Source organism: Streptococcus sp. 27098_8_74 (assembly GCF_041431705.1).
Classification (GTDB): Bacteria; Bacillota; Bacilli; order Lactobacillales; family Streptococcaceae; genus Streptococcus; species Streptococcus salivarius_E.
In genome coordinates this window covers 26,312-43,595 of sequence record NZ_JAPVYF010000001.1, presented here as the reverse complement: position 1 = coordinate 43,595, position 17,284 = coordinate 26,312, and the positions used below count along the sequence as shown (strand labels likewise).

Sequence of the window (17,284 nt, the reverse complement as noted above, 5' to 3'; positions counted from 1 at the left end):
AAAACGCCTGAGAAGTAATTCTCAAGCGTTTTTTATGTTCGATAACCTATTTTGTTTTAGTCTTAGCCAACTCTAGACAGTAGGTCTTCACATGACAATGAGGACAAGTCAGTTTACGAGTCCTAGGTGTATGTCCAGAAATGGCAAACTCTTTAAAACTAGGATCAAAGGTCCTATGACAATTAGGACAGAGGTATTCGACCTGCTTTCTATAATGATATACCAATAGATTTATGGCTATTAAAAATGTCGGACAGACAATAAACAAACCTCTGGGATCCTTAAAATAATAAAAGACAACCAGTAGGCCTAGCAGATAAAGAAGGGAGGTTAGAATGACACTCCCATACATTCTCAACTGCAAATGACGCCATGATTTTTGATTTTCCATAAGACGTGAAATGTCTGACAAATCTTCCAACGAAAGTTGACGCCGCTTAGCAGTGGCTTTTTGCAAGTGACGGGCACGTTTTAGTCTGACCTCTATTTCCTCTGAAGACTTTTCCAAGCTTTCGATTTGGTCTGTCAACAACAGCTCTAAAACCTGTTCCCTATTCTCCTCTTGCAAGAGTTTTTGGATTTGTTTGATTGAGAAATCCAAATCTCTTAAGAAACAAATGACTTGCAGTCGTTCCAAGTCTGATTCGTGATAGATTCTCCGACCACCCTCTGTGACTTCAGATGGCGTCAAGATCCCTCGTTGATCATAGTACTGGACAGTCCTAACAGACACTTCTGCTGCTTTAGCCAACTCTCCTGTTGAAAACTGCGACATCTCAGTCACCTCCTTTTAAGATTTTCTATCAAAGGAGGTCTTTCACCACCTTTGATACCTAGATTCCACCTTATAACGTAAGGTAATATGCAAGCCCTAACCCTAGAGGATTTTCTTTTCTTACAGAAAAAGTTAGCTATCACTCTTTACAGCCTTTACAGCTTCTGTAAAGCCCTAGTCGAAAAGGCCACCCAAACCTAAGGCAGCAAAAGGATTGTTACTGACTTCTTCCTGTTGCTTCAAAAGTTTGGCATTCTCATCTAATTCGAGAAACTTCTCGTAAATCTGTGCGGTCATACGAGCATCCTCCAAGCTGTTATGACCGTGTCCCTTGATTCCAAAGAAATCTGCCACGCTAGTCAACTTGAGGTTAACAATACCGTTCAAATCAGAAGCACGACGGTCAAAGGCCTCATCGAAAACATCTAAAGCATATTGCTCTTCCAAGTCTAAACCATTTTCAGCTAGAATAGGCAAATCTGATTTAAGAGCATTGTAGCCAATAAGTGGAGTGTCACCAACAAATGATTTAAAATCCGCTAAAACAGACTCTAGCTTTGGTGCCTTGGCAATCTTATCCGCTGTAATTCCAGTCAAACCATTGATAAAGGATTGCAAAGGAACATCCGAATAGACGAAAGAATCAAACTGGCCCACTTCCTCATGCTGATTCAGCTTAACAGCCGATACTTGGATAATATGGCTAATACCATCCACCGTGTTAAACTCCAAATCAAAGGCAATATAAGTTTCTAAATTTTCCATTTTAATCTCCTACAATAGTTAAAGCTGAGACTGAGTCCCAGCTTCTTTTTTATTTTCCAAATAGACGTCCAAAGAAACCTTTTTTAGAAGCTTCTTCTTGTTTGGTCTGGATTTCTTCCACTTGGGCCTTGGCTTCGTCAACCTCAACCTTAGCCTCATCAAGTTCCAGTTTAAGCTCTTCCTTGTCCTTCATAGCAGTCAAGGTCAATTGCTGCTGTTGATCAATTTGCTTGTCCTTTTCGGCAATTTGAACGTCTTTAACACGCAATTGGTCATCCATGTTAGACAACTGCTCGTCCTTAGCTTTCAACTGAGCATAGAGACGGGCAATCTCAGAGTTTTTCTCGTCTACAAGAATCTCCAACAACTCACGTTGTTTTGTTTCTTCATCGATTGGCTCATCGTCAAAGATGGTTTTCTTGTAAATTTCCTCCAACTTAATTAAGCCACTGCGTTTAACGACAGTAACCCCTTTAGCATTTTTTTCTAGATCTTCTTCTGGAAGTTGTTTGACACGATTATTGACTGCTTGACGACTAACACCAAGGATTTCAGCAATCTCGCTGACTGTCTTTTCAATACTCATAATAGCCTCATTTTCTCTTGAAATGTCTTACTATGAGAATATCACAATCACTCCTTTCTGTCAATTTGACTAGTTATTCTGGATACCTGAAGGACTTTTTTCCTTTCACTCTTCAAACAATTTACTTGATAGGAAGCTAAGCTTTTGGTAAACTATGTGTGGGTATAAATGTATATAGAAGGAAAGTCTTTGACTTAAACAATCGGTACTTCCAAATTGGGTTTGGTCGGTATCAGATCTGTTGTATCTAGGAATGGTGGGAACAATTCCACAAGGTTTGGGATTTTCATTCTTGCTCCAATTTTTGATGGTATTCGAGCAACCTTGGTTGCAAAACGACTTGATATTGAAGCATAAATCACATTATCTTCAACGGTTTGACTGTTGGAGTTTTTTTATCGTTACTTTACTCGCTTACTAAAGCCTCATATTACCATCCGAGATTGAAAAAAGCCCTAAATTATGCCATAATAAACAAAAGCAAAATAGAAAGAATGAGTCCTATGAAAAACTTCCGTGATGATATTAAGGTCAATGATTTGGCCCAGCCCTTCTTAGAGCCAATCGTCGAACAAATGACCACTGTATTCGATCCTGAGATTGAGCTAGACATTTATAACCTTGGTTTGATTTATGAAATCACTGTCGATGAAAATGGCCACTGCTACTTCCTTATGACCTTTACTGATACTGGTTGTGGCTGTGAAGAGACTATGCCTTATGAAATCGCTGAAAAGCTAAAATCCATTGACGGTATTAACTCTGTCAAGGTGGAAACCACTTATTCACCAGTCTGGAAGATGACACGCATCAGCCGTTATGGACGTATCGCTCTTGGCATCTCACCTCGAGGCGGAAAATAAAAGGAAAACCGATTGGACATTTCCAACCGGTTTTTTACTAGAGTAACAACAGACAAACCATTACTTGTCATCATACTGCCAACAACTGTCTCAGGATTTAATATCAAAAAATCACATCGAACAAATGTCCGGTGTGATTTTGTTTTATATCATATCATTAAGCTTTACCTGATTTATCCATGTTCCAGAAGTCGGTAACGGCACCACGTGACGCTGAAGAAACGATGTGAGCATATTTACCGAGGACACCACGGCTATAAAGTGGTGGCAACTCAGTTTCCGCTTTACGTTTCGCCAACTCTTCGTCTGAAACGTGCATCGTAATTTCTTTGGTATCTTGGTCAACTGTAACCATATCACCTGTACGGAGGTAGGCAATAGGTCCACCAACCTGAGCTTCAGGAGCAATGTGACCAACAACGAGTCCGTAAGTACCACCTGAGAAACGTCCATCTGTCAAGAGGGCAACCTTGTCCCCTTGACCTTTACCAACAATCATTGAAGACAATGACAACATTTCTGGCATACCAGGACCACCCTTAGGACCTACAAAACGTACAACAACTACGTCGCCATCAACGATTTCATCAGAAAGAACTGCTTCGATGGCATCTTCTTCTGAGTCAAATACTTTAGCGGGACCAGTGATGTTACGAACTTTAACCCCTGATACTTTGGCAACCGCACCTTCTGGAGCCAAGTTACCTTTCAAGATAATCAATGGACCATCAGCACGTTTAGGATTTTCAAGCGGCATGATGACTTTTTGACCTGGTGTCAAATCATCGAAGGCCTCCAGGTTTTCTGCAACAGTCTTACCAGTACATGTGATACGATCACCGTGAAGGAAACCATTCTTAAGAAGGTATTTCATAACGGCTGGTACACCACCAACATTGTAAAGATCTTGGAAGACATATTGACCAGAAGGTTTCAAGTCAGCCAAGTGAGGCACACGCTCTTGGAAATCGTTGAAATCTTCAAGTGTCAAATCAACGTTAGCTGCATGAGCAATAGCGAGCAAGTGAAGTGTCGCATTTGTTGAACCACCAAGTGCCATTGTGACAGTGATGGCATCTTCAAAGGCTTCACGTGTCAAGATATCTGATGGCTTAAGACCTAGTTCAAGCATCTTAACAACTGCACGACCTGCTTCTTCGATATCTGCTTTCTTCTCAGCTGATTCTGCAGGGTGAGATGATGATCCTGGAAGGCTCATCCCCATTACTTCGATTGCTGTCGCCATTGTGTTGGCAGTATACATACCACCACAACCACCAGGGCCAGGGCAGGCATTACATTCAAGATCTTTAACCTCTTCTGCGGTCATATCACCGTGGTTCCATTTACCGATACCTTCGAAAACAGAAACCAAGTCGATATCCTTGCCGTTAAGGTTACCTGGTGCAATGGTACCTCCATAGGCAAAAATCGCTGGAATATCCATGTTAGCAATGGCAATCATAGAACCAGGCATGTTCTTATCACAACCACCAATAGCAACAAAGGCATCGACATTGTGACCACCCATAGCTGCTTCGATTGAGTCGGCAATGATATCACGAGATGTCAATGAGAAACGCATCCCTGGTGTCCCCATGGCAATACCATCTGCAACAGTAATCGTACCAAATTGAACTGGCCAAGCACCCGCTTCTTTAACACCTTCTTTGGCAATTTGACCAAAACCGTGCAAGTGGATATTACATGGTGTGTTCTCAGCCCAAGTTGAGATAACCCCAACAATAGGCTTTTCAAAACTATCATCCGTCATCCCAGTCGCACGAAGCATGGCACGGTTAGGTGATTTAACCATGCTATCGTAGACAGATGAACGGTGTTTCATGTTATTTTCAGACACGATATTTTCCTCCATAGTTAATAACTATTCTAATTTAAACTTCTACTCCTATTCTAACATAAATTATCTAAAAAAACTGACCATTTACAAACTATTCTCCCTTTTTAAATTATGCTAAAATAAAGGCATGAAACATTTTGATACTATCGTTATTGGTGGGGGTCCTGCTGGCATGATGGCGACTATTGCCTCAGCCTTCTATGGCCAACAAACCCTTCTGATTGAAAAAAATAAACGTCTCGGTAAGAAACTAGCTGGTACTGGTGGTGGACGTTGTAATGTTACTAACAACGGGACTTTAGACGATCTTCTAGCAGGTATTCCAGGTAATGGCCGTTTCCTCTATAGCGTCTTTTCACAGTTTGATAACCACGATATCATTGCTTTTTTCGAGGACAATGGTGTCAAACTCAAGGTTGAGGATCACGGGCGTGTCTTCCCTAGGACAGATAAATCACGGACCATCATCCAAGCTCTGGAAAATAAGATTTGGGAACTTGGAGCTAGCATCCTCACCAATACAGAGGTTGTCTCCGTCAAAAAGGTTAATGAGCAATTCCAAGTTAAGTCTTCAGACCAGACTTTTACCAGTGATAAACTCATCGTCACAACTGGAGGAAAATCTTACCCATCGACTGGTTCAACTGGCTTTGGACACGATATTGCCCGCCATTTTAAGCTCCATGTCACTGAGCTTGAAGCTGCGGAAAGTCCACTCCTAACGGACTTTCCCCACAAGGCTTTACAGGGAATTTCTCTTGACGATGTCACTCTGTCCTATGGCAAACACAAGATTACCCACGACCTTCTTTTCACCCATTTTGGCCTATCTGGACCAGCTGCCCTACGTCTTTCCAGCTTTGTCAAGGGTGGTGAGATTGCTCATCTTGACTTTCTTCCCAACCAAAGCCAAGAGAATCTCAAGGCTTACTTTGAGGAAAACCGTGAGAAATCTGTCAAAAACACCCTCAAAGCTCTTGTGCCTGAGCGAGTCGCTGAATTCCTAGCAGAAGACAAGGCTGATAACAAGGTTAAACAACTGCACCCCAAAGACTTGGAAAACATTATCAGTCAGCTTAAGGATATGGAAATCCCAATCACAGGTAAAATGTCACTTGCCAAATCCTTTGTGACTAAAGGTGGCGTTGACCTTAAGGAAATTAATCCCAAGACCCTAGAAAGTAAAAAAGTCCCTCACCTACACTTTGCAGGAGAGGTCCTAGACATCAATGCCCATACCGGCGGTTTTAATATCACTAGCGCCCTCTGTACTGGTTGGGTTGCAGGTATTCAGAGCCCTTGGGACTAAGAAGCTTTTTCAATTAACGACAACAAAAAGGTCCCTTCTGTCATAGAAGGGATTTTTTGTCTATTTCTCAAAGGAGAGGAGGGGATTCGAACCCCCGAGCCCCGTTAAGGACTACACGCTTTCCAAGCGTGCGCACTCGGCCTCTATGCGACCTCTCCACATCAAACGATTAGCCTATTAATGGCTAATCATTATTTCAATCAAGTTTTCAAGAGTTAATCTTTAAACTGGGCCTCTACTCGATAGATGACCTGACCTTTTTCTGAGAACTTACGCTCGTATTCAGTCATGACGTTGCCTTCATAATCACTGGCATGAAGGTCCAACCAAACTTTGTTGAGAACCATTCCATACTGTGAAAAGCTCGCCAAACTGTATTCAAAAAGTCCACGGTTGTCTGTCTTAAAGTGAATCTCTCCATTTTCAGGCAAAATTTGCTTATAAGTATCTAGGAAAGTCTTGTAAGTCAAACGACGCTTCTCGTGGCGACTCTTAGGCCATGGATCTGAGAAATTCAAATACATCATATCCACTTCGCCATCTTCAAAATAATTGGTCAAGGCTGAGCCATCCACGCGCAAGAGTTTGACATTTTCAGCACCCGAAGCCAAAACCTTATCCAAGGCATAGCTCAATACAGACAGCTGAATATCAATACCAATGTAGTTGATGTCAGGGTTTTGTTGGGCCATACCAGTAATGAAGGCCCCCTTACCAGATCCTACCTCGATATGGATAGGATTGTCATTACCAAAAAGCTCATGCCACTTACCTTTAGCAGCCTCCGGCTCAAGGATAACGTACTGAGGATGGTTAGCTAGGTGTTCCTCTGCACCTTTACGTTTTCTAACTCGCATGTCTACTTTCTAATATCTGTGCAAGGTCTCTCTGAATTTACGAAGTTCATAAATTTCTCGGTTGGCATGTTCCATATCACGACTATCAAAGAATTTCGAAATCTGTGTCAAATATGAAAACTGCCCATACCAGTAAATTTTGTCCATCACAAGGTCATTGTTCTTATAGCCATAGTATGACAACCACTGTGGCCAATGTGCCAATGGAATGTAATGGCTAAGGATCTGTGCCACATCATACATACGATCTGTTAGACGTACAGAATCCCAATCAACCAAATAAATCAATCCTGAGGTTGTGATGACAAAGTTACTATGACGAGCATCTCCGTGAACAATTGTTGCAATTTCCGCACGAAACTCTGGAAGATGACGTTTCAAATCTCTAACAACGTCTTGAAGGAAGCCATTCTCACGCAATTGGTAAGCGGCATTTTCCTCCCACTCGTGCAGAAGATCAAAAGGATTTTCAATATGATAATCCAACTGCAAGAGTTGATTAACCAAGTGTTTAGAGCGGTGCAAATTACCAAGAATTTGAATAATCTGTTTACTGTTCATGTCATGTTTGGTCAAAATACGACCATCAAGCCACTCCTGTGCACTCATCATATCACCATTTCCCAGACGCTTAGCCCACAAGAGCTGGGGTGCAATCTGTTCCTTGGCAAGAGCTGCCAAGATTGGTGTTGTATTCATCTTCACAAAGACGCGATCTCCGTTTGGGTAAGTTCCCATATAGGCCTTACCACTATTTCCTTTGAGAGGAGTCAGGCTCAAATCTTTATCTGTTGATGTCACCTAGGCATCTCCTTTTTCTTTAGTCATTCGTTTCTATTTTAACTTATTTAATAGGTGTTAGTCAATCATCTTCTTAAGCTTGGCTGGTAGGTAAACAAGGCTCAGAACTAGCATCATTCCAACCAAAATCAGACTAAACTTAAGGTCGAAGAGACAAACAGCCTGTACCAAAGTCATCCCAAGTACAATCTGGCTAATCAAGCGCTTAAGATTGCTCACCTGCATGTCTTTTCCAACCGGCATAAGGTTAGCCATTCTCTGATAAGCAAAGTGCGATTTAAGTGCTGTGAGCTGGAAGAGCAAAAGGTAGTCAAAAACAACCACAAGCACCATAGCCAGCCATTTTTCAGGAACCAAAAAGATAACTAAAAGCGTTAGGGCAAACAGGCGTAGGCTAAGGGCAAAGTAATCTCCAGAACGCAAGAAGGCTCTTAGGTAAAGATTGTACCAGGTATGTTCCTTGTCTTTCTTTGTACGTTTGAGAATAGCATCCAAATAAGAACGGCGTTTAACACTCGATGTAATCCCTTTAACATTGGTAAAGAGTGAAAAGAACTTCAGAATCGATTGTTGACGCTTATTTTCCACTGCAATAGCCTCAGTCCAATTCAGTCCAGACTGCTTATAAAAAGGTTGAGCCTTTTTCTGGAAAATAACATACTTAAGAATAGCCATAGCCACAGCTACAAGGATAACTCCCCAAACTGGAAGTCTCAAGGCTAAAAAGAGAGGAATAACCAAAATAAAAATCAGGGTTTGTACTATTACCCAAAATCTAAAAGCACGTCCTGTTGCCTTCTTAACATGGTCTAGCACCTCTTCTTCCTTAACCAAAAGGTAGTGCTTGTCCGCAGGTTCTAGATAAGTCGCAATATTCCCCCAGAAAGGTAATAACAGACAAAGCATAAGCAAGCCAAGAATAATTGCCCACGGATTCTTTGGAAAATGTCGAAGCAACTGGCTATACTGAACCAAGACAAAACCTAGCAGAAAGAGAAGAACCAAGATAAAATGATCATTAAACACGTAGCGACTATACTTAGCACAGCGGGCATTGAATCGCTTGCTACGCTCCTTAAATAGCTTAGCTATCATGACAATTCTCCCTTAGTTAACTGCATGTAAATATCGTTAAGACTGGCACTATCGTCGCCAAAAGTCTGACGGAGCTCCTCGAGAGTCCCCTGTGCTAAGACCTGTCCATGGTGCAAAATCACAAAGCGATCACACATCTTCTCGGCTGAATCCAAAACGTGGGTAGACATGAGAATCGCCTTGCCCTTAGCTTTTTCCTCAGCTAAAAGCTCAATCAAGTCCGAAATCGCCAAGGGATCCAAACCTAGGAAGGGCTCATCAACAATGAGAAGACTTGGACCAACAATAAAGGCACAGATAATCATAACCTTCTGCTTCATTCCCTTTGAAAACTGAGTCGGGAACCAATCTAACTTTTCATCTAAGCGAAAGAGTTTGAGGTACTTGTCCGCACGTGCCATCCCCTCAGTCACATCAAGACCATAGGCCATCAACACCGTTTCCAAATGTTCACGAAGCGTCAACTCTTCATAGAGACTTGGCGTTTCAGGAATATAGCCAATCTTCTGACGATAGCTAGCTGGATCTTGTTGAATAGTTAACCCATCAATGGCAATCTGTCCCCCATAAGGTGTTAAGAGACCAATAATCTCGTTAATTGTTGTTGATTTTCCAGCACCATTAAGACCAATGAGACCAACCAATTCACCATCAGCCACCTCAAAAGTCACATCTTTTAGGACGGGAATATTAGCGTAACCACCCGTCACCTTTTCTAATTTAAGCATTATCTTTTCTCTCTTTGGTATGATATAATCTATTATAACAAAAACTCATGGAAAGGTCGTTATTATGGATAATTGTATTTTCTGTAAAATTATATCTGGAGAAATCCCTTCATCAAAAGTCTACGAGGACGACAAGGTTCTAGCCTTCCTCGATATTTCACAAGCTACAAAAGGACATACCTTGGTTATTCCTAAAGAGCACGTTCGTAACATCTTAGAAATGTCTGCTGGGACTGCTGAGACTATCTTTAGCCGTGTTCCAAAAATTGCTCGTGCCGTGCAAAAAGCAACTGGAGCAATCGGCATGAATATCCTTAATAACAACGAAGAAGTTGCTGGACAAACTGTCTTCCATGCTCATATTCATCTCGTTCCTCGTTACGGTGCAGACGATGGTATCCACATGGGATTTGACGAACACGAACCAGACTTCGCTACCCTGGCCGACCTTGCTGACAGCATCGCTAAAGAGGTAACAGAATGAAAATCGGACGCTTTCTAGCTCTTGGAACTCTTGCCTACGGTGCCTACTACGCCTATAAACGACGTGAAGACATCAAAGAGGAAATCCTAGACCTCAACCAATCACGAGAAAATATCTCTCACGATTTGGACAATATCAAACGCAACCTTGACATCATCAAGGAACAAAACCTAGTTCTCGCTGACATCAAACAAGACCTCAACTATAAAAAACGCGTCTTCCAAAAAGACCTCGAGCCCCGACTCAATATCATCCAAGAACGCTTGAAAAAATATCAAAGTGACGATAAAGAATAAAGGTAAGTAGCCTATGCTACTTACCTTTTTGTTATTCAGTTTTTTCAGCATTAAAAGAACTTATAGAGACTTGAGTTGTTGTAAACTCATTATCACCCTTAAACTGAGAGAACTCAAACAGAGTCTTACCAGATGGAGCCCAGTTATTAGCAGATACGTACTGCGTACCAACTGTAACACCGTCAGCATTTACCAAATTAATTGTTAAGTAGATATCTTTTATTAAATATTCTGTTGTATTCTCAACTGTTGCAGAATAATATTTTGTATATTCATTAGATTTAGTATTATCTACTGTAAAATTGATATTCTTAACAAGATTTTCAATAGCTTCTTTCTTTGCATTGTTATCTTTAACTTCATTTCCTTGAGCAAGTAACTCTGATAAACTATCTTTATCTTGTACTGGAATAGAATTTATTTTATCTATTGCAGAAAGTAAGGATGTTCTTTTACCAATATGCTCATCCCACTTGGTTTCAAAACTATCCGAACCATATGTTTTCGCAATTTCTAATCCATTATTTAATTCATTAATATAAGAAATTGCTAACTCTTGAAGTTTACTATCCTTAAACTTCTTATCTTTATATTCACTAATTTCATCTAATTCTTTATTAATTGCTTTTTTAAACGAACTAGCCGAGTCACTTTTTTCATTATCAATATACTTCCAACGAGCATCTAGACCCTTGGCTAAAGACTTTATAAAAGCTCCATCATACGTTTTACTTTCATTAGAGTTTGTACAAGCTGATAATGTAACAATCCCAATCAAAAGCAATAATAGAATAGTAATCTTTTTCATAAAATTTCCTCACTATTTAATTTTCGTTATATATTATATTTTTAATTTTACTAACTGTCAACTATTTATGAAAAGAAAATAAATTTTTTTATGTTTTTTCAGATTATTACAAATGAGTTAACCTAATACTTTTATTTTCTTCTCTCGCTTGACTCTATACAGACAATTTTGAATACGCTTGCTATTATCAAATTCTTACTCACCCCACTCTGTATAGATCAGATACTTTCCCCTGTGCTAAAAGTGATAGAAGCAATATTGCTTCTATCACTCGGAAGATTTGAGACTCAGGCTCAAATCTTAGGAATGGAATTCCGCTAGGAAGTCGCTTCCGTCCCTAGCACCCAAGGAAAGTCTAAAAAATTTATAAAAAAGAAAAGCAGAGATATCTAACATCTCTGCTTCATAATAGGATTAGGAGGTTTTATGCTTCTTATTCAGCATCTTTTTCTTTGATAACCAAGACACCGTCTTCCATATCAGCTTCTAGGTGTTTAGCATCAAGGTTATCCAAGTGGAAGTCTGTGACTTTGTCACGGATTTGTTGTTCAACCACACGACGGAGTGGACGAACACCCATGACTTCATCGTAGCCTTCTTCAGTCATGTATTCTTTAGCAGCTTCGCTAACTGCCAAGTCAATGTCTTTCTTAGAAAGAGTCTTGTTAACTTCAACCAACATAAGGTCTACAATCTTAGAAAGATCTTCTTTGCTCAAGTGTGAGAATTCGATAACAGCATTGAAACGGTTAAGGAATTCTGGACGGAAGTAAGGTTTCAAACGATCCATAAGTTCTGGTTTATCAGCATCTTCTGTCAAGTTAGCTTCGTAACCAAAGCCTGCGTTTGAAGTTGCAATAATCACAGTATTCTTGAAGTTTACAGTGTTACCTTGACCATCTGTCAAACGACCATCGTCCAAAACTTGGAGGAGAAGGGTGATGACTTGAGGGTCAGCCTTTTCAATTTCGTCGAGAAGAACGATTGAGTATGGGTTACGGCGAACACGTTCTGTCAAAGTATTGCTATTGTCATCATAACCAACATAACCAGCTGTCGTACCAATCAATTTAGAAACGGCTGTGCGGTCGCTGTATTCTGACATGTCCAAACGGATAATGGCATCTTTGGTTCCGAACATATCAAGAGCCAATTGTTTAGCCAACTCAGTTTTACCAACACCAGTAGGTCCTACAAAGAGGAAGCTACCGATTGGACGGTTACCTTCGTCAAATCCTGCACGGTTACGACGGATGGCACGTGCCACTGCTTCAACGGCCTTATCTTGACCGATAACTTTAGTTTGCAAACGGTGGCCCATATCTTTCAAACGTTCGATATCAGTTGCTCCCATTTGCGATACTGGGATACCAGTCATACGTTCTACAGATTCAGCCACATCGTTAACAGTTGCAGTGACTTTAAGGTCTGCTGTGTGGTTAGCAATTTTCTTTTCAAGTTCTTCAATACGAACCTTAGCGTTTAGAGCTGCTTCGTAGTCTTCTTTGGCAGCTGCAGCTTCTTGTTTAGCTTTTTCTTCTTCAATTTCATGTTCAACAGCATTCACATCAGTCACTGGGTGTTGAGCAGCCAAGTGAGCAGCTGTTACATCGACAAGGTCGATAGCCTTATCTGGCAAGCTACGTTGTGGAATGTATTGTACAGAGAAATCTACCGCTGCCTTCAAAACATCATCTGGCAAGATAACATTGTGGTGTTTTTCATAAAGATCACGGATACCTTGGAGAATCTTGAAAGTATCTTCAGCAGAAGGAGCATTGACCTTAACTTCGTTGAAACGACGGGCTAGGGCAGCGTTCTTCAAGATAGTGTTACGGTATTCATCTTGAGTTGTTGCACCAATCACTGTCAATTCACCACGTGAAAGAGCTGGTTTCAAGATATCAGCAAGACCTTTAGACCCTTGACCATCGCCAGTGCTTCCGGCACCAAGAATTTGGTGGATTTCATCGAAGAAGAGGATAATGTTTCCAGCTTCTTTGACTTCGTTTACCAAGTTTTGAATGTTTTCTTCAAAGCTACCACGGTATTGAGTACCAGCTTCAAGTCCAGAAATATCAATTGAAATGATTTCTTTATTCTTGATAGCAGCTGGGACATCACCATTGACGATGGCTTGAGCCAAACCTTCAACTACGGCTGTTTTACCAACCCCAGCATCCCCTACAAGGACTGGGTTATTCTTTGTACGACGAGCCAAGATTTCGCAAGCTTCTTGGATTTCTTTGTTACGTCCGATAACAGGATCCAATTTACCTTCGCGAGCTTCTTCAGTCAAGTTACGACCAAGTTTAGCAAGAATACCATCTTGTTTAGGTCCTTTACCTTGTTGTTGAGTTGGGTTCACTGCTTCACCTTCATTACCAGGCAATTGACCTGTTTGACGGTAAATCGCAAATTCTTCAGGTGTCACTTCACGGCCGTTAATCATGTAGCGACGGTTTTCTGAACGGTAACCACCCATATTACCCATCAATTGATTGAAAAGATCGTCCATATTGTTAAAGTTGTTGTTCATATAATTACCTCGTTTTGTGTTTTCTTGTGAAATTTTTTAAGTGTTATTTTTATGTTAATGTGTTTTTTGACTTTTACTGACCAAAACCCTAAAAATTTTTAGTAGCTTCAACTACTCTCCTAATAATTTCAGGTTTTGCTCTTGGTAGGAGACTGAGAACTTTCACAGTCTTAAATAAATTGTCATTTAGCATAAGAGCCACCTTCTTTCTGTGAATCTCTCAATATAGCTAACTTCCAAGCCTCTTTCAGAAAGAAACTTGTAGATTAAGGAAACCTTTTTCCTTATAGCTTTATCATATACCTTTCATCTGCTTGGGTCAAGAATTTAGTTTTGACTTTTACTGACCTTTTTAATGAAAATTTAAGCAGACAAGCTGCAATCTTTTCATATCGATATATGGACTGTTTTGACAGCCTTCATAAGGATTTCATTTCCTTATGTTTATATTGTACAACATTGGTCAGTATTAGTCAATATCTTTTTTGACTTTTTTTGACCTTTGTCATAAACTTTTTTGCAGTCAAACCAAAATAACTTTATGACAAGTATTTAGGCAAGCACTGCAAGATTTATATTTATAAGGAAGCTAAATCCTTATGCGACTATCATACACCATTAGTCAGTAAAGGTCAATGGCTTTGTTTGATCTTTTTTGACCTTTTTGAAAATAATTTACGGAAAGTAAAAAAGCCTACCAAAGGTAGACCTAATAATGATCTTTGAAAGAGAGAAAGGCGACACTTTTACCATCAATCATATAAATCAAACGATTTTCAGCATCAATTCGCCGAGACCAAGCTCCTTGAAAGTCATACTTCAAGGGTTCTGGTTTCCCAATACCTGAAAAAGGATCCCGTTGAATGTCTTTAATCAGCTTATTGATTCGCTTAAGTGTCTTCCTATCCTGATTTTGCCAATAACAATAATCCATCCATGCATCTTCAGTGAAAGTGAGTAACATTTTCTACTCCTTTAGTGCATGCTCTTGAGTCTCTCCGGAACGCACCTGAGCCATTCCCCTTAAAACCTTGTCTGAAAGTTCTTTATTTTGAACAATACGCAATGTTTCTTGAATACTATCCCACTCACTCTTTGAGACCACTACAATATCTTCATCGGGATTTTTATTGACTACAGCTAGAGGTTCAAATTCATCATTAACCTTTTTCATATAATCCTTCAAATGATTTCGAAACGTTGAATAGACGACTGCTTCCATTAGCATACCTCATTTTCCTCTTTTCTTTTATTATATACCAAGAGTATAAACTTGTACAAGTTCCTGACAAGTTTATACTTTCTATAACATTTATTCGAAAAATTGTAAAATATAGTGCAACAAAAAAACTCATAGCTTTTCATTGGTGTAAACTGTAAGTAACCACACAAACAGAACCCGAGGAAACACTATGAGCTACTCCCATCTTACCATAACCGAGCGAATAAAGATAGAAGCCTATTTGGAATTAGGTTTGAAACCTTGCCAAATTGCCAACAAACTTGGCGTACATAGATCCACCATCTCAAGAGAGTTAAGACGATGCCAAAATGGCTATTCCGCAGCCTTAGCACAGGAACAGTACGACCACAGGGCTAAACAAAAAGGTCGGAAGTCTTGTTTGACACCAGAGTTGAAAAAGGAAATTGAGGACGGTTTAAAATCCTCTTGGTCGCCTGAACAGATTTGTGGCCGCTATCAGCTTGAACAAAAGCCAATGGTAGCTTTTAAAACCATCTATAACTGGCTCTACGCCGGTTTGATTGATCTGGATTTAAGCGTCCTGCGTCGTAAAGGAAAGACTCGACAACCCAAAGAAACACGTGGGACATTTAGGATTGGCACATCAATTGCCAAACGTCCTAAAGAGGTCAGGAATCGTGAGACTTTTGGCCACTGGGAGCTTGATACTGTGGTGTCTTCCAGAGGCAAAAGCAAGGGCTGTTTAGCGACCTTTCTGGAGCGAAAAACGCGCTTTTACTTAGCTTTCAAGATACCAGACAGAACAGCCAAATCCATGTTTTTAGCCATCAAACAACTTTGTAAGCTATTTCCAAAAGAGGCTCTTAAAACCTTCACTTCAGACAGGGGAAAAGAGTTTGCCTGCTATCCTCTGGTAGAGAACTTAGGAATTTCCTTTTTCTTTGCGGGCGCCTATTCATCCTGGCAGAGAGGAAGCAATGAAAACGCAAATGGCTTACTAAGAGAATATTTCCCAAAGAAAACAGATTTAGCCGCTATCTCTGAGGAGGCTTTGAACAAAGCCTTATATGATATCAATCACAGACCGCGAAAATGTTTAGCTTACAGAACTGCTTGTGAAGCTCTAGAGGATGAGTTCGAGTAAATGTTGCACTTATTCTTGCAATTTATCATTCGAAAAAGATTTAAAAAGCATACCAGAGGTAGACCTTCTATAAAACTATTTTACTCTAATCGGTACACGTCCAAAGTTTTGTTCGCAAAGCTCGGGGTTACCTAATTGATAAACATTATCCGCTTGTTGTGTAAGCATATCCCAAGGTTCCCTTCCAATCCGAGCCACTATATCTACAGACTTTTTCACAGATTTGAGATGAAACTGCCCTTTTTGAGAAAATCCAAGGACATGAACAGCCTGGGGTAAAGGATTATCCACAGCTCCGACTAGGATATAGGTCAAAATACGACGTACCCGTGCTTTTGTATAGCGTTTGGTTGCTACCTTATCCACCAATTCCTCCACAGAAGAGGCCTCACGGATAGCAGCTTTTAAACGACTGGCAATCTCTTCATTCACCTGAAAAACACTGGTCAAATCAGGGTGTGTAAGAATCTGATAAACCAGCAATTGGAAATAATTATCCCAAGAGACCTGTGGAGAAGTCTGAAAAAGCTTGCTATTGGGCATGAACTTATCCACAAAATCACTATCTTGCTTGTGGAGACGTAGGCTGGTCGCTGAGGCGAAAGATACTTCCTTGTCTGAGGAATGATAGCCGGCCCCTTGTCTCTGAATAGGATTCAACTTAATGCCCTTACCAGCACAAGCTTTGGCATAGGCTAAGCCCAGGATATGATTGGGTGTATTGCCAGTAAAGGCTACACCAGCAAACTTTTCCCACATTTTTTGTGTCTTCTGTGGATATGATAGGTCACTCGGTAAATTTTCCACAAAAGCTTCCATTTCCTCAGACTTTTCAGTATAGACATTTGCTATAGCCTGGTAGTCTAAGACTTCTTCCGTGCCAAAAGTAAGGCTATCAACTCCCAGTCGGGACAAGATATCAACGGCCCCAGCAGCAAAATAATCGGCAGACTGGACTGACGTCAAGAAAGGCAACTCAACCACGAGGTCTGCCCCATTTTCCAAAGCCATCTGAGTCCTAATCCACTTATCCACAATAGCTGGCTCACCTCGCTGGACAAAATTCCCGGACATGGCAACGATTTTTACGCCTTCAGCCTGATCCAAGAGATACTTGTGGCCGTTATGAAAAGGATTGAACTCAGCAATAATACCTGTAACTGTCATAG

General features: G+C 40.5%; 18 protein-coding genes and 1 tRNA gene. 5 read left to right on the top strand and 14 right to left on the bottom strand.

The annotated features are described in order from the left end of the window. Window positions 1–46 precede the first annotated feature (46 nt). The 3 genes from O3670_RS00235 to O3670_RS00225 form a co-directional block, all read right to left on the bottom strand. Entirely contained in the window at window positions 47–775 is a 729-nt protein-coding gene (locus O3670_RS00235; RefSeq protein WP_004183250.1) for a MerR family transcriptional regulator, read from the bottom strand. 174 nt (window positions 776–949) lie between these two features. Beyond that, window positions 950–1,540, bottom strand: a complete 591-nt coding sequence (locus O3670_RS00230) for a 3'-5' exonuclease (protein WP_049546042.1) — start codon at window positions 1,538–1,540, stop codon at window positions 950–952. 49 nt (window positions 1,541–1,589) lie between these two features. After that, window positions 1,590–2,126: a DUF536 domain-containing protein gene (locus O3670_RS00225; protein ID WP_002884601.1), complete on the bottom strand. Its 537-nt coding sequence runs from the start codon at window positions 2,124–2,126 to the stop codon at window positions 1,590–1,592. A gap of 503 nt (window positions 2,127–2,629) precedes the next feature. On the opposite strand from O3670_RS00225, the gene O3670_RS00220 reads away from it, so the two are divergent. Further along, on the top strand, window positions 2,630–2,989 hold the full coding sequence (locus O3670_RS00220) for a metal-sulfur cluster assembly factor (RefSeq protein WP_037598415.1): 360 nt from the start codon (window positions 2,630–2,632) through the stop codon (window positions 2,987–2,989). 157 nt (window positions 2,990–3,146) lie between these two features. Here O3670_RS00220 and ilvD read toward each other — a convergent pair whose 3' ends face one another. Further along, window positions 3,147–4,865 carry a dihydroxy-acid dehydratase gene (ilvD, locus tag O3670_RS00215; RefSeq protein ID WP_142236628.1) on the bottom strand — a complete coding sequence of 573 codons (1,719 nt, stop codon included), beginning with the start codon at window positions 4,863–4,865 and terminating at the stop codon, window positions 3,147–3,149. 112 nt (window positions 4,866–4,977) lie between these two features. Between ilvD and aao the strand changes: the two genes are divergently transcribed. Further along, window positions 4,978–6,159 carry an aminoacetone oxidase gene (gene aao / locus O3670_RS00210; RefSeq protein WP_371595660.1) on the top strand — a complete coding sequence of 394 codons (1,182 nt, stop codon included), beginning with the start codon at window positions 4,978–4,980 and terminating at the stop codon, window positions 6,157–6,159. A 71-nt stretch (window positions 6,160–6,230) separates the two neighbouring features. Here the strand turns inward: aao and O3670_RS00205 are convergent. From O3670_RS00205 to O3670_RS00185, 5 genes are all read right to left on the bottom strand, one after another. Continuing rightward, window positions 6,231–6,317, bottom strand: a tRNA-Ser gene (locus O3670_RS00205). Between the two features lie 57 nt (window positions 6,318–6,374). Continuing rightward, entirely contained in the window at window positions 6,375–7,016 is a 642-nt protein-coding gene (trmB, locus tag O3670_RS00200; RefSeq protein WP_003096317.1) for a tRNA (guanosine(46)-N7)-methyltransferase TrmB, read from the bottom strand. A 9-nt stretch (window positions 7,017–7,025) separates the two neighbouring features. Next, window positions 7,026–7,817, bottom strand: coding sequence for a cell cycle regulator CcrZ (ccrZ, locus tag O3670_RS00195; protein WP_002884270.1), 792 nt, complete (start codon window positions 7,815–7,817; stop codon window positions 7,026–7,028). Between the two features lie 57 nt (window positions 7,818–7,874). Further along, window positions 7,875–8,912 carry an ABC transporter permease gene (locus tag O3670_RS00190; RefSeq protein WP_524539402.1) on the bottom strand — a complete coding sequence of 346 codons (1,038 nt, stop codon included), beginning with the start codon at window positions 8,910–8,912 and terminating at the stop codon, window positions 7,875–7,877. After that, the gene (locus O3670_RS00185; protein WP_037602681.1) at window positions 8,909–9,640 is read right to left on the bottom strand and encodes an ABC transporter ATP-binding protein; all 732 of its coding nucleotides are present in this window, start codon (window positions 9,638–9,640) and stop codon (window positions 8,909–8,911) included. Before O3670_RS00185 ends, O3670_RS00190 begins: the two co-directional genes overlap by 4 nt. A gap of 64 nt (window positions 9,641–9,704) precedes the next feature. Between O3670_RS00185 and O3670_RS00180 the strand changes: the two genes are divergently transcribed. Next, a complete protein-coding gene (locus O3670_RS00180; RefSeq protein WP_049553879.1) occupies window positions 9,705–10,124 on the top strand; it encodes an HIT family protein in 420 nt (139 codons plus the stop codon). Continuing rightward, window positions 10,121–10,420, top strand: coding sequence for a hypothetical protein (locus O3670_RS00175; protein WP_049553878.1), 300 nt, complete (start codon window positions 10,121–10,123; stop codon window positions 10,418–10,420). Before O3670_RS00180 ends, O3670_RS00175 begins: the two co-directional genes overlap by 4 nt. A 31-nt stretch (window positions 10,421–10,451) precedes the next feature. On the opposite strand, the gene O3670_RS00170 is transcribed toward O3670_RS00175, so the two are convergent. The 4 genes from O3670_RS00170 to O3670_RS00155 all read right to left on the bottom strand — a co-directional run bounded on the left by O3670_RS00170 (window position 10,452) and on the right by O3670_RS00155 (window position 14,989). Further along, window positions 10,452–11,228, bottom strand: coding sequence for an FxLYD domain-containing protein (locus O3670_RS00170; RefSeq protein ID WP_049546038.1), 777 nt, complete (start codon window positions 11,226–11,228; stop codon window positions 10,452–10,454). Window positions 11,229–11,661: 433 nt separating this feature from the next. Beyond that, entirely contained in the window at window positions 11,662–13,767 is a 2,106-nt protein-coding gene (locus tag O3670_RS00165; protein WP_002891663.1) for an AAA family ATPase, read from the bottom strand. Between the two features lie 709 nt (window positions 13,768–14,476). Further along, window positions 14,477–14,731 (bottom strand): Txe/YoeB family addiction module toxin, encoded by a 255-nt coding sequence (locus O3670_RS00160; protein ID WP_021143706.1) that lies wholly within the window; start codon window positions 14,729–14,731, stop codon window positions 14,477–14,479. Between the two features lie 3 nt (window positions 14,732–14,734). After that, on the bottom strand, window positions 14,735–14,989 hold the full coding sequence (locus O3670_RS00155) for a type II toxin-antitoxin system Phd/YefM family antitoxin (RefSeq protein WP_129852038.1): 255 nt from the start codon (window positions 14,987–14,989) through the stop codon (window positions 14,735–14,737). Between the two features lie 190 nt (window positions 14,990–15,179). On the opposite strand from O3670_RS00155, the gene O3670_RS00150 reads away from it, so the two are divergent. After that, entirely contained in the window at window positions 15,180–16,115 is a 936-nt protein-coding gene (locus O3670_RS00150; RefSeq protein WP_139723751.1) for an IS30 family transposase, read from the top strand. Window positions 16,116–16,190: 75 nt separating this feature from the next. On the opposite strand, the gene O3670_RS00145 is transcribed toward O3670_RS00150, so the two are convergent. Then, complete coding sequence (locus tag O3670_RS00145; protein WP_037602447.1) at window positions 16,191–17,282, bottom strand: nucleotidyltransferase; 1,092 nt, start codon at window positions 17,280–17,282, stop codon at window positions 16,191–16,193. Between the last annotated feature and the right edge of the window lie 2 nt (window positions 17,283–17,284).

What these genes read in the sequence shown, in the direction of transcription:
- O3670_RS00235 (WP_004183250.1), bottom strand. Translation starts at nt 775, where the DNA reads ATGTCGCAGTTTTCAACAGGAGAGTTGGCTAAAGCAGCAGAAGTGTCT.
- O3670_RS00230 (WP_049546042.1), bottom strand. Translation starts at nt 1,540, where the DNA reads ATGGAAAATTTAGAAACTTATATTGCCTTTGATTTGGAGTTTAACACG.
- O3670_RS00225 (WP_002884601.1), bottom strand. Translation starts at nt 2,126, where the DNA reads ATGAGTATTGAAAAGACAGTCAGCGAGATTGCTGAAATCCTTGGTGTT.
- O3670_RS00220 (WP_037598415.1), top strand. Translation starts at nt 2,630, where the DNA reads ATGAAAAACTTCCGTGATGATATTAAGGTCAATGATTTGGCCCAGCCC.
- ilvD (WP_142236628.1), bottom strand. Translation starts at nt 4,865, where the DNA reads ATGGAGGAAAATATCGTGTCTGAAAATAACATGAAACACCGTTCATCT.
- aao (WP_371595660.1), top strand. Translation starts at nt 4,978, where the DNA reads ATGAAACATTTTGATACTATCGTTATTGGTGGGGGTCCTGCTGGCATG.
- trmB (WP_003096317.1), bottom strand. Translation starts at nt 7,016, where the DNA reads ATGCGAGTTAGAAAACGTAAAGGTGCAGAGGAACACCTAGCTAACCAT.
- O3670_RS00190 (WP_524539402.1), bottom strand. Translation starts at nt 8,912, where the DNA reads ATGATAGCTAAGCTATTTAAGGAGCGTAGCAAGCGATTCAATGCCCGC.
- O3670_RS00185 (WP_037602681.1), bottom strand. Translation starts at nt 9,640, where the DNA reads ATGCTTAAATTAGAAAAGGTGACGGGTGGTTACGCTAATATTCCCGTC.
- O3670_RS00180 (WP_049553879.1), top strand. Translation starts at nt 9,705, where the DNA reads ATGGATAATTGTATTTTCTGTAAAATTATATCTGGAGAAATCCCTTCA.
- O3670_RS00175 (WP_049553878.1), top strand. Translation starts at nt 10,121, where the DNA reads ATGAAAATCGGACGCTTTCTAGCTCTTGGAACTCTTGCCTACGGTGCC.
- O3670_RS00170 (WP_049546038.1), bottom strand. Translation starts at nt 11,228, where the DNA reads ATGAAAAAGATTACTATTCTATTATTGCTTTTGATTGGGATTGTTACA.
- O3670_RS00165 (WP_002891663.1), bottom strand. Translation starts at nt 13,767, where the DNA reads ATGAACAACAACTTTAACAATATGGACGATCTTTTCAATCAATTGATG.
- O3670_RS00160 (WP_021143706.1), bottom strand. Translation starts at nt 14,731, where the DNA reads ATGTTACTCACTTTCACTGAAGATGCATGGATGGATTATTGTTATTGG.
- O3670_RS00155 (WP_129852038.1), bottom strand. Translation starts at nt 14,989, where the DNA reads ATGGAAGCAGTCGTCTATTCAACGTTTCGAAATCATTTGAAGGATTAT.
- O3670_RS00150 (WP_139723751.1), top strand. Translation starts at nt 15,180, where the DNA reads ATGAGCTACTCCCATCTTACCATAACCGAGCGAATAAAGATAGAAGCC.
- O3670_RS00145 (WP_037602447.1), bottom strand. Translation starts at nt 17,282, where the DNA reads ATGACAGTTACAGGTATTATTGCTGAGTTCAATCCTTTTCATAACGGC.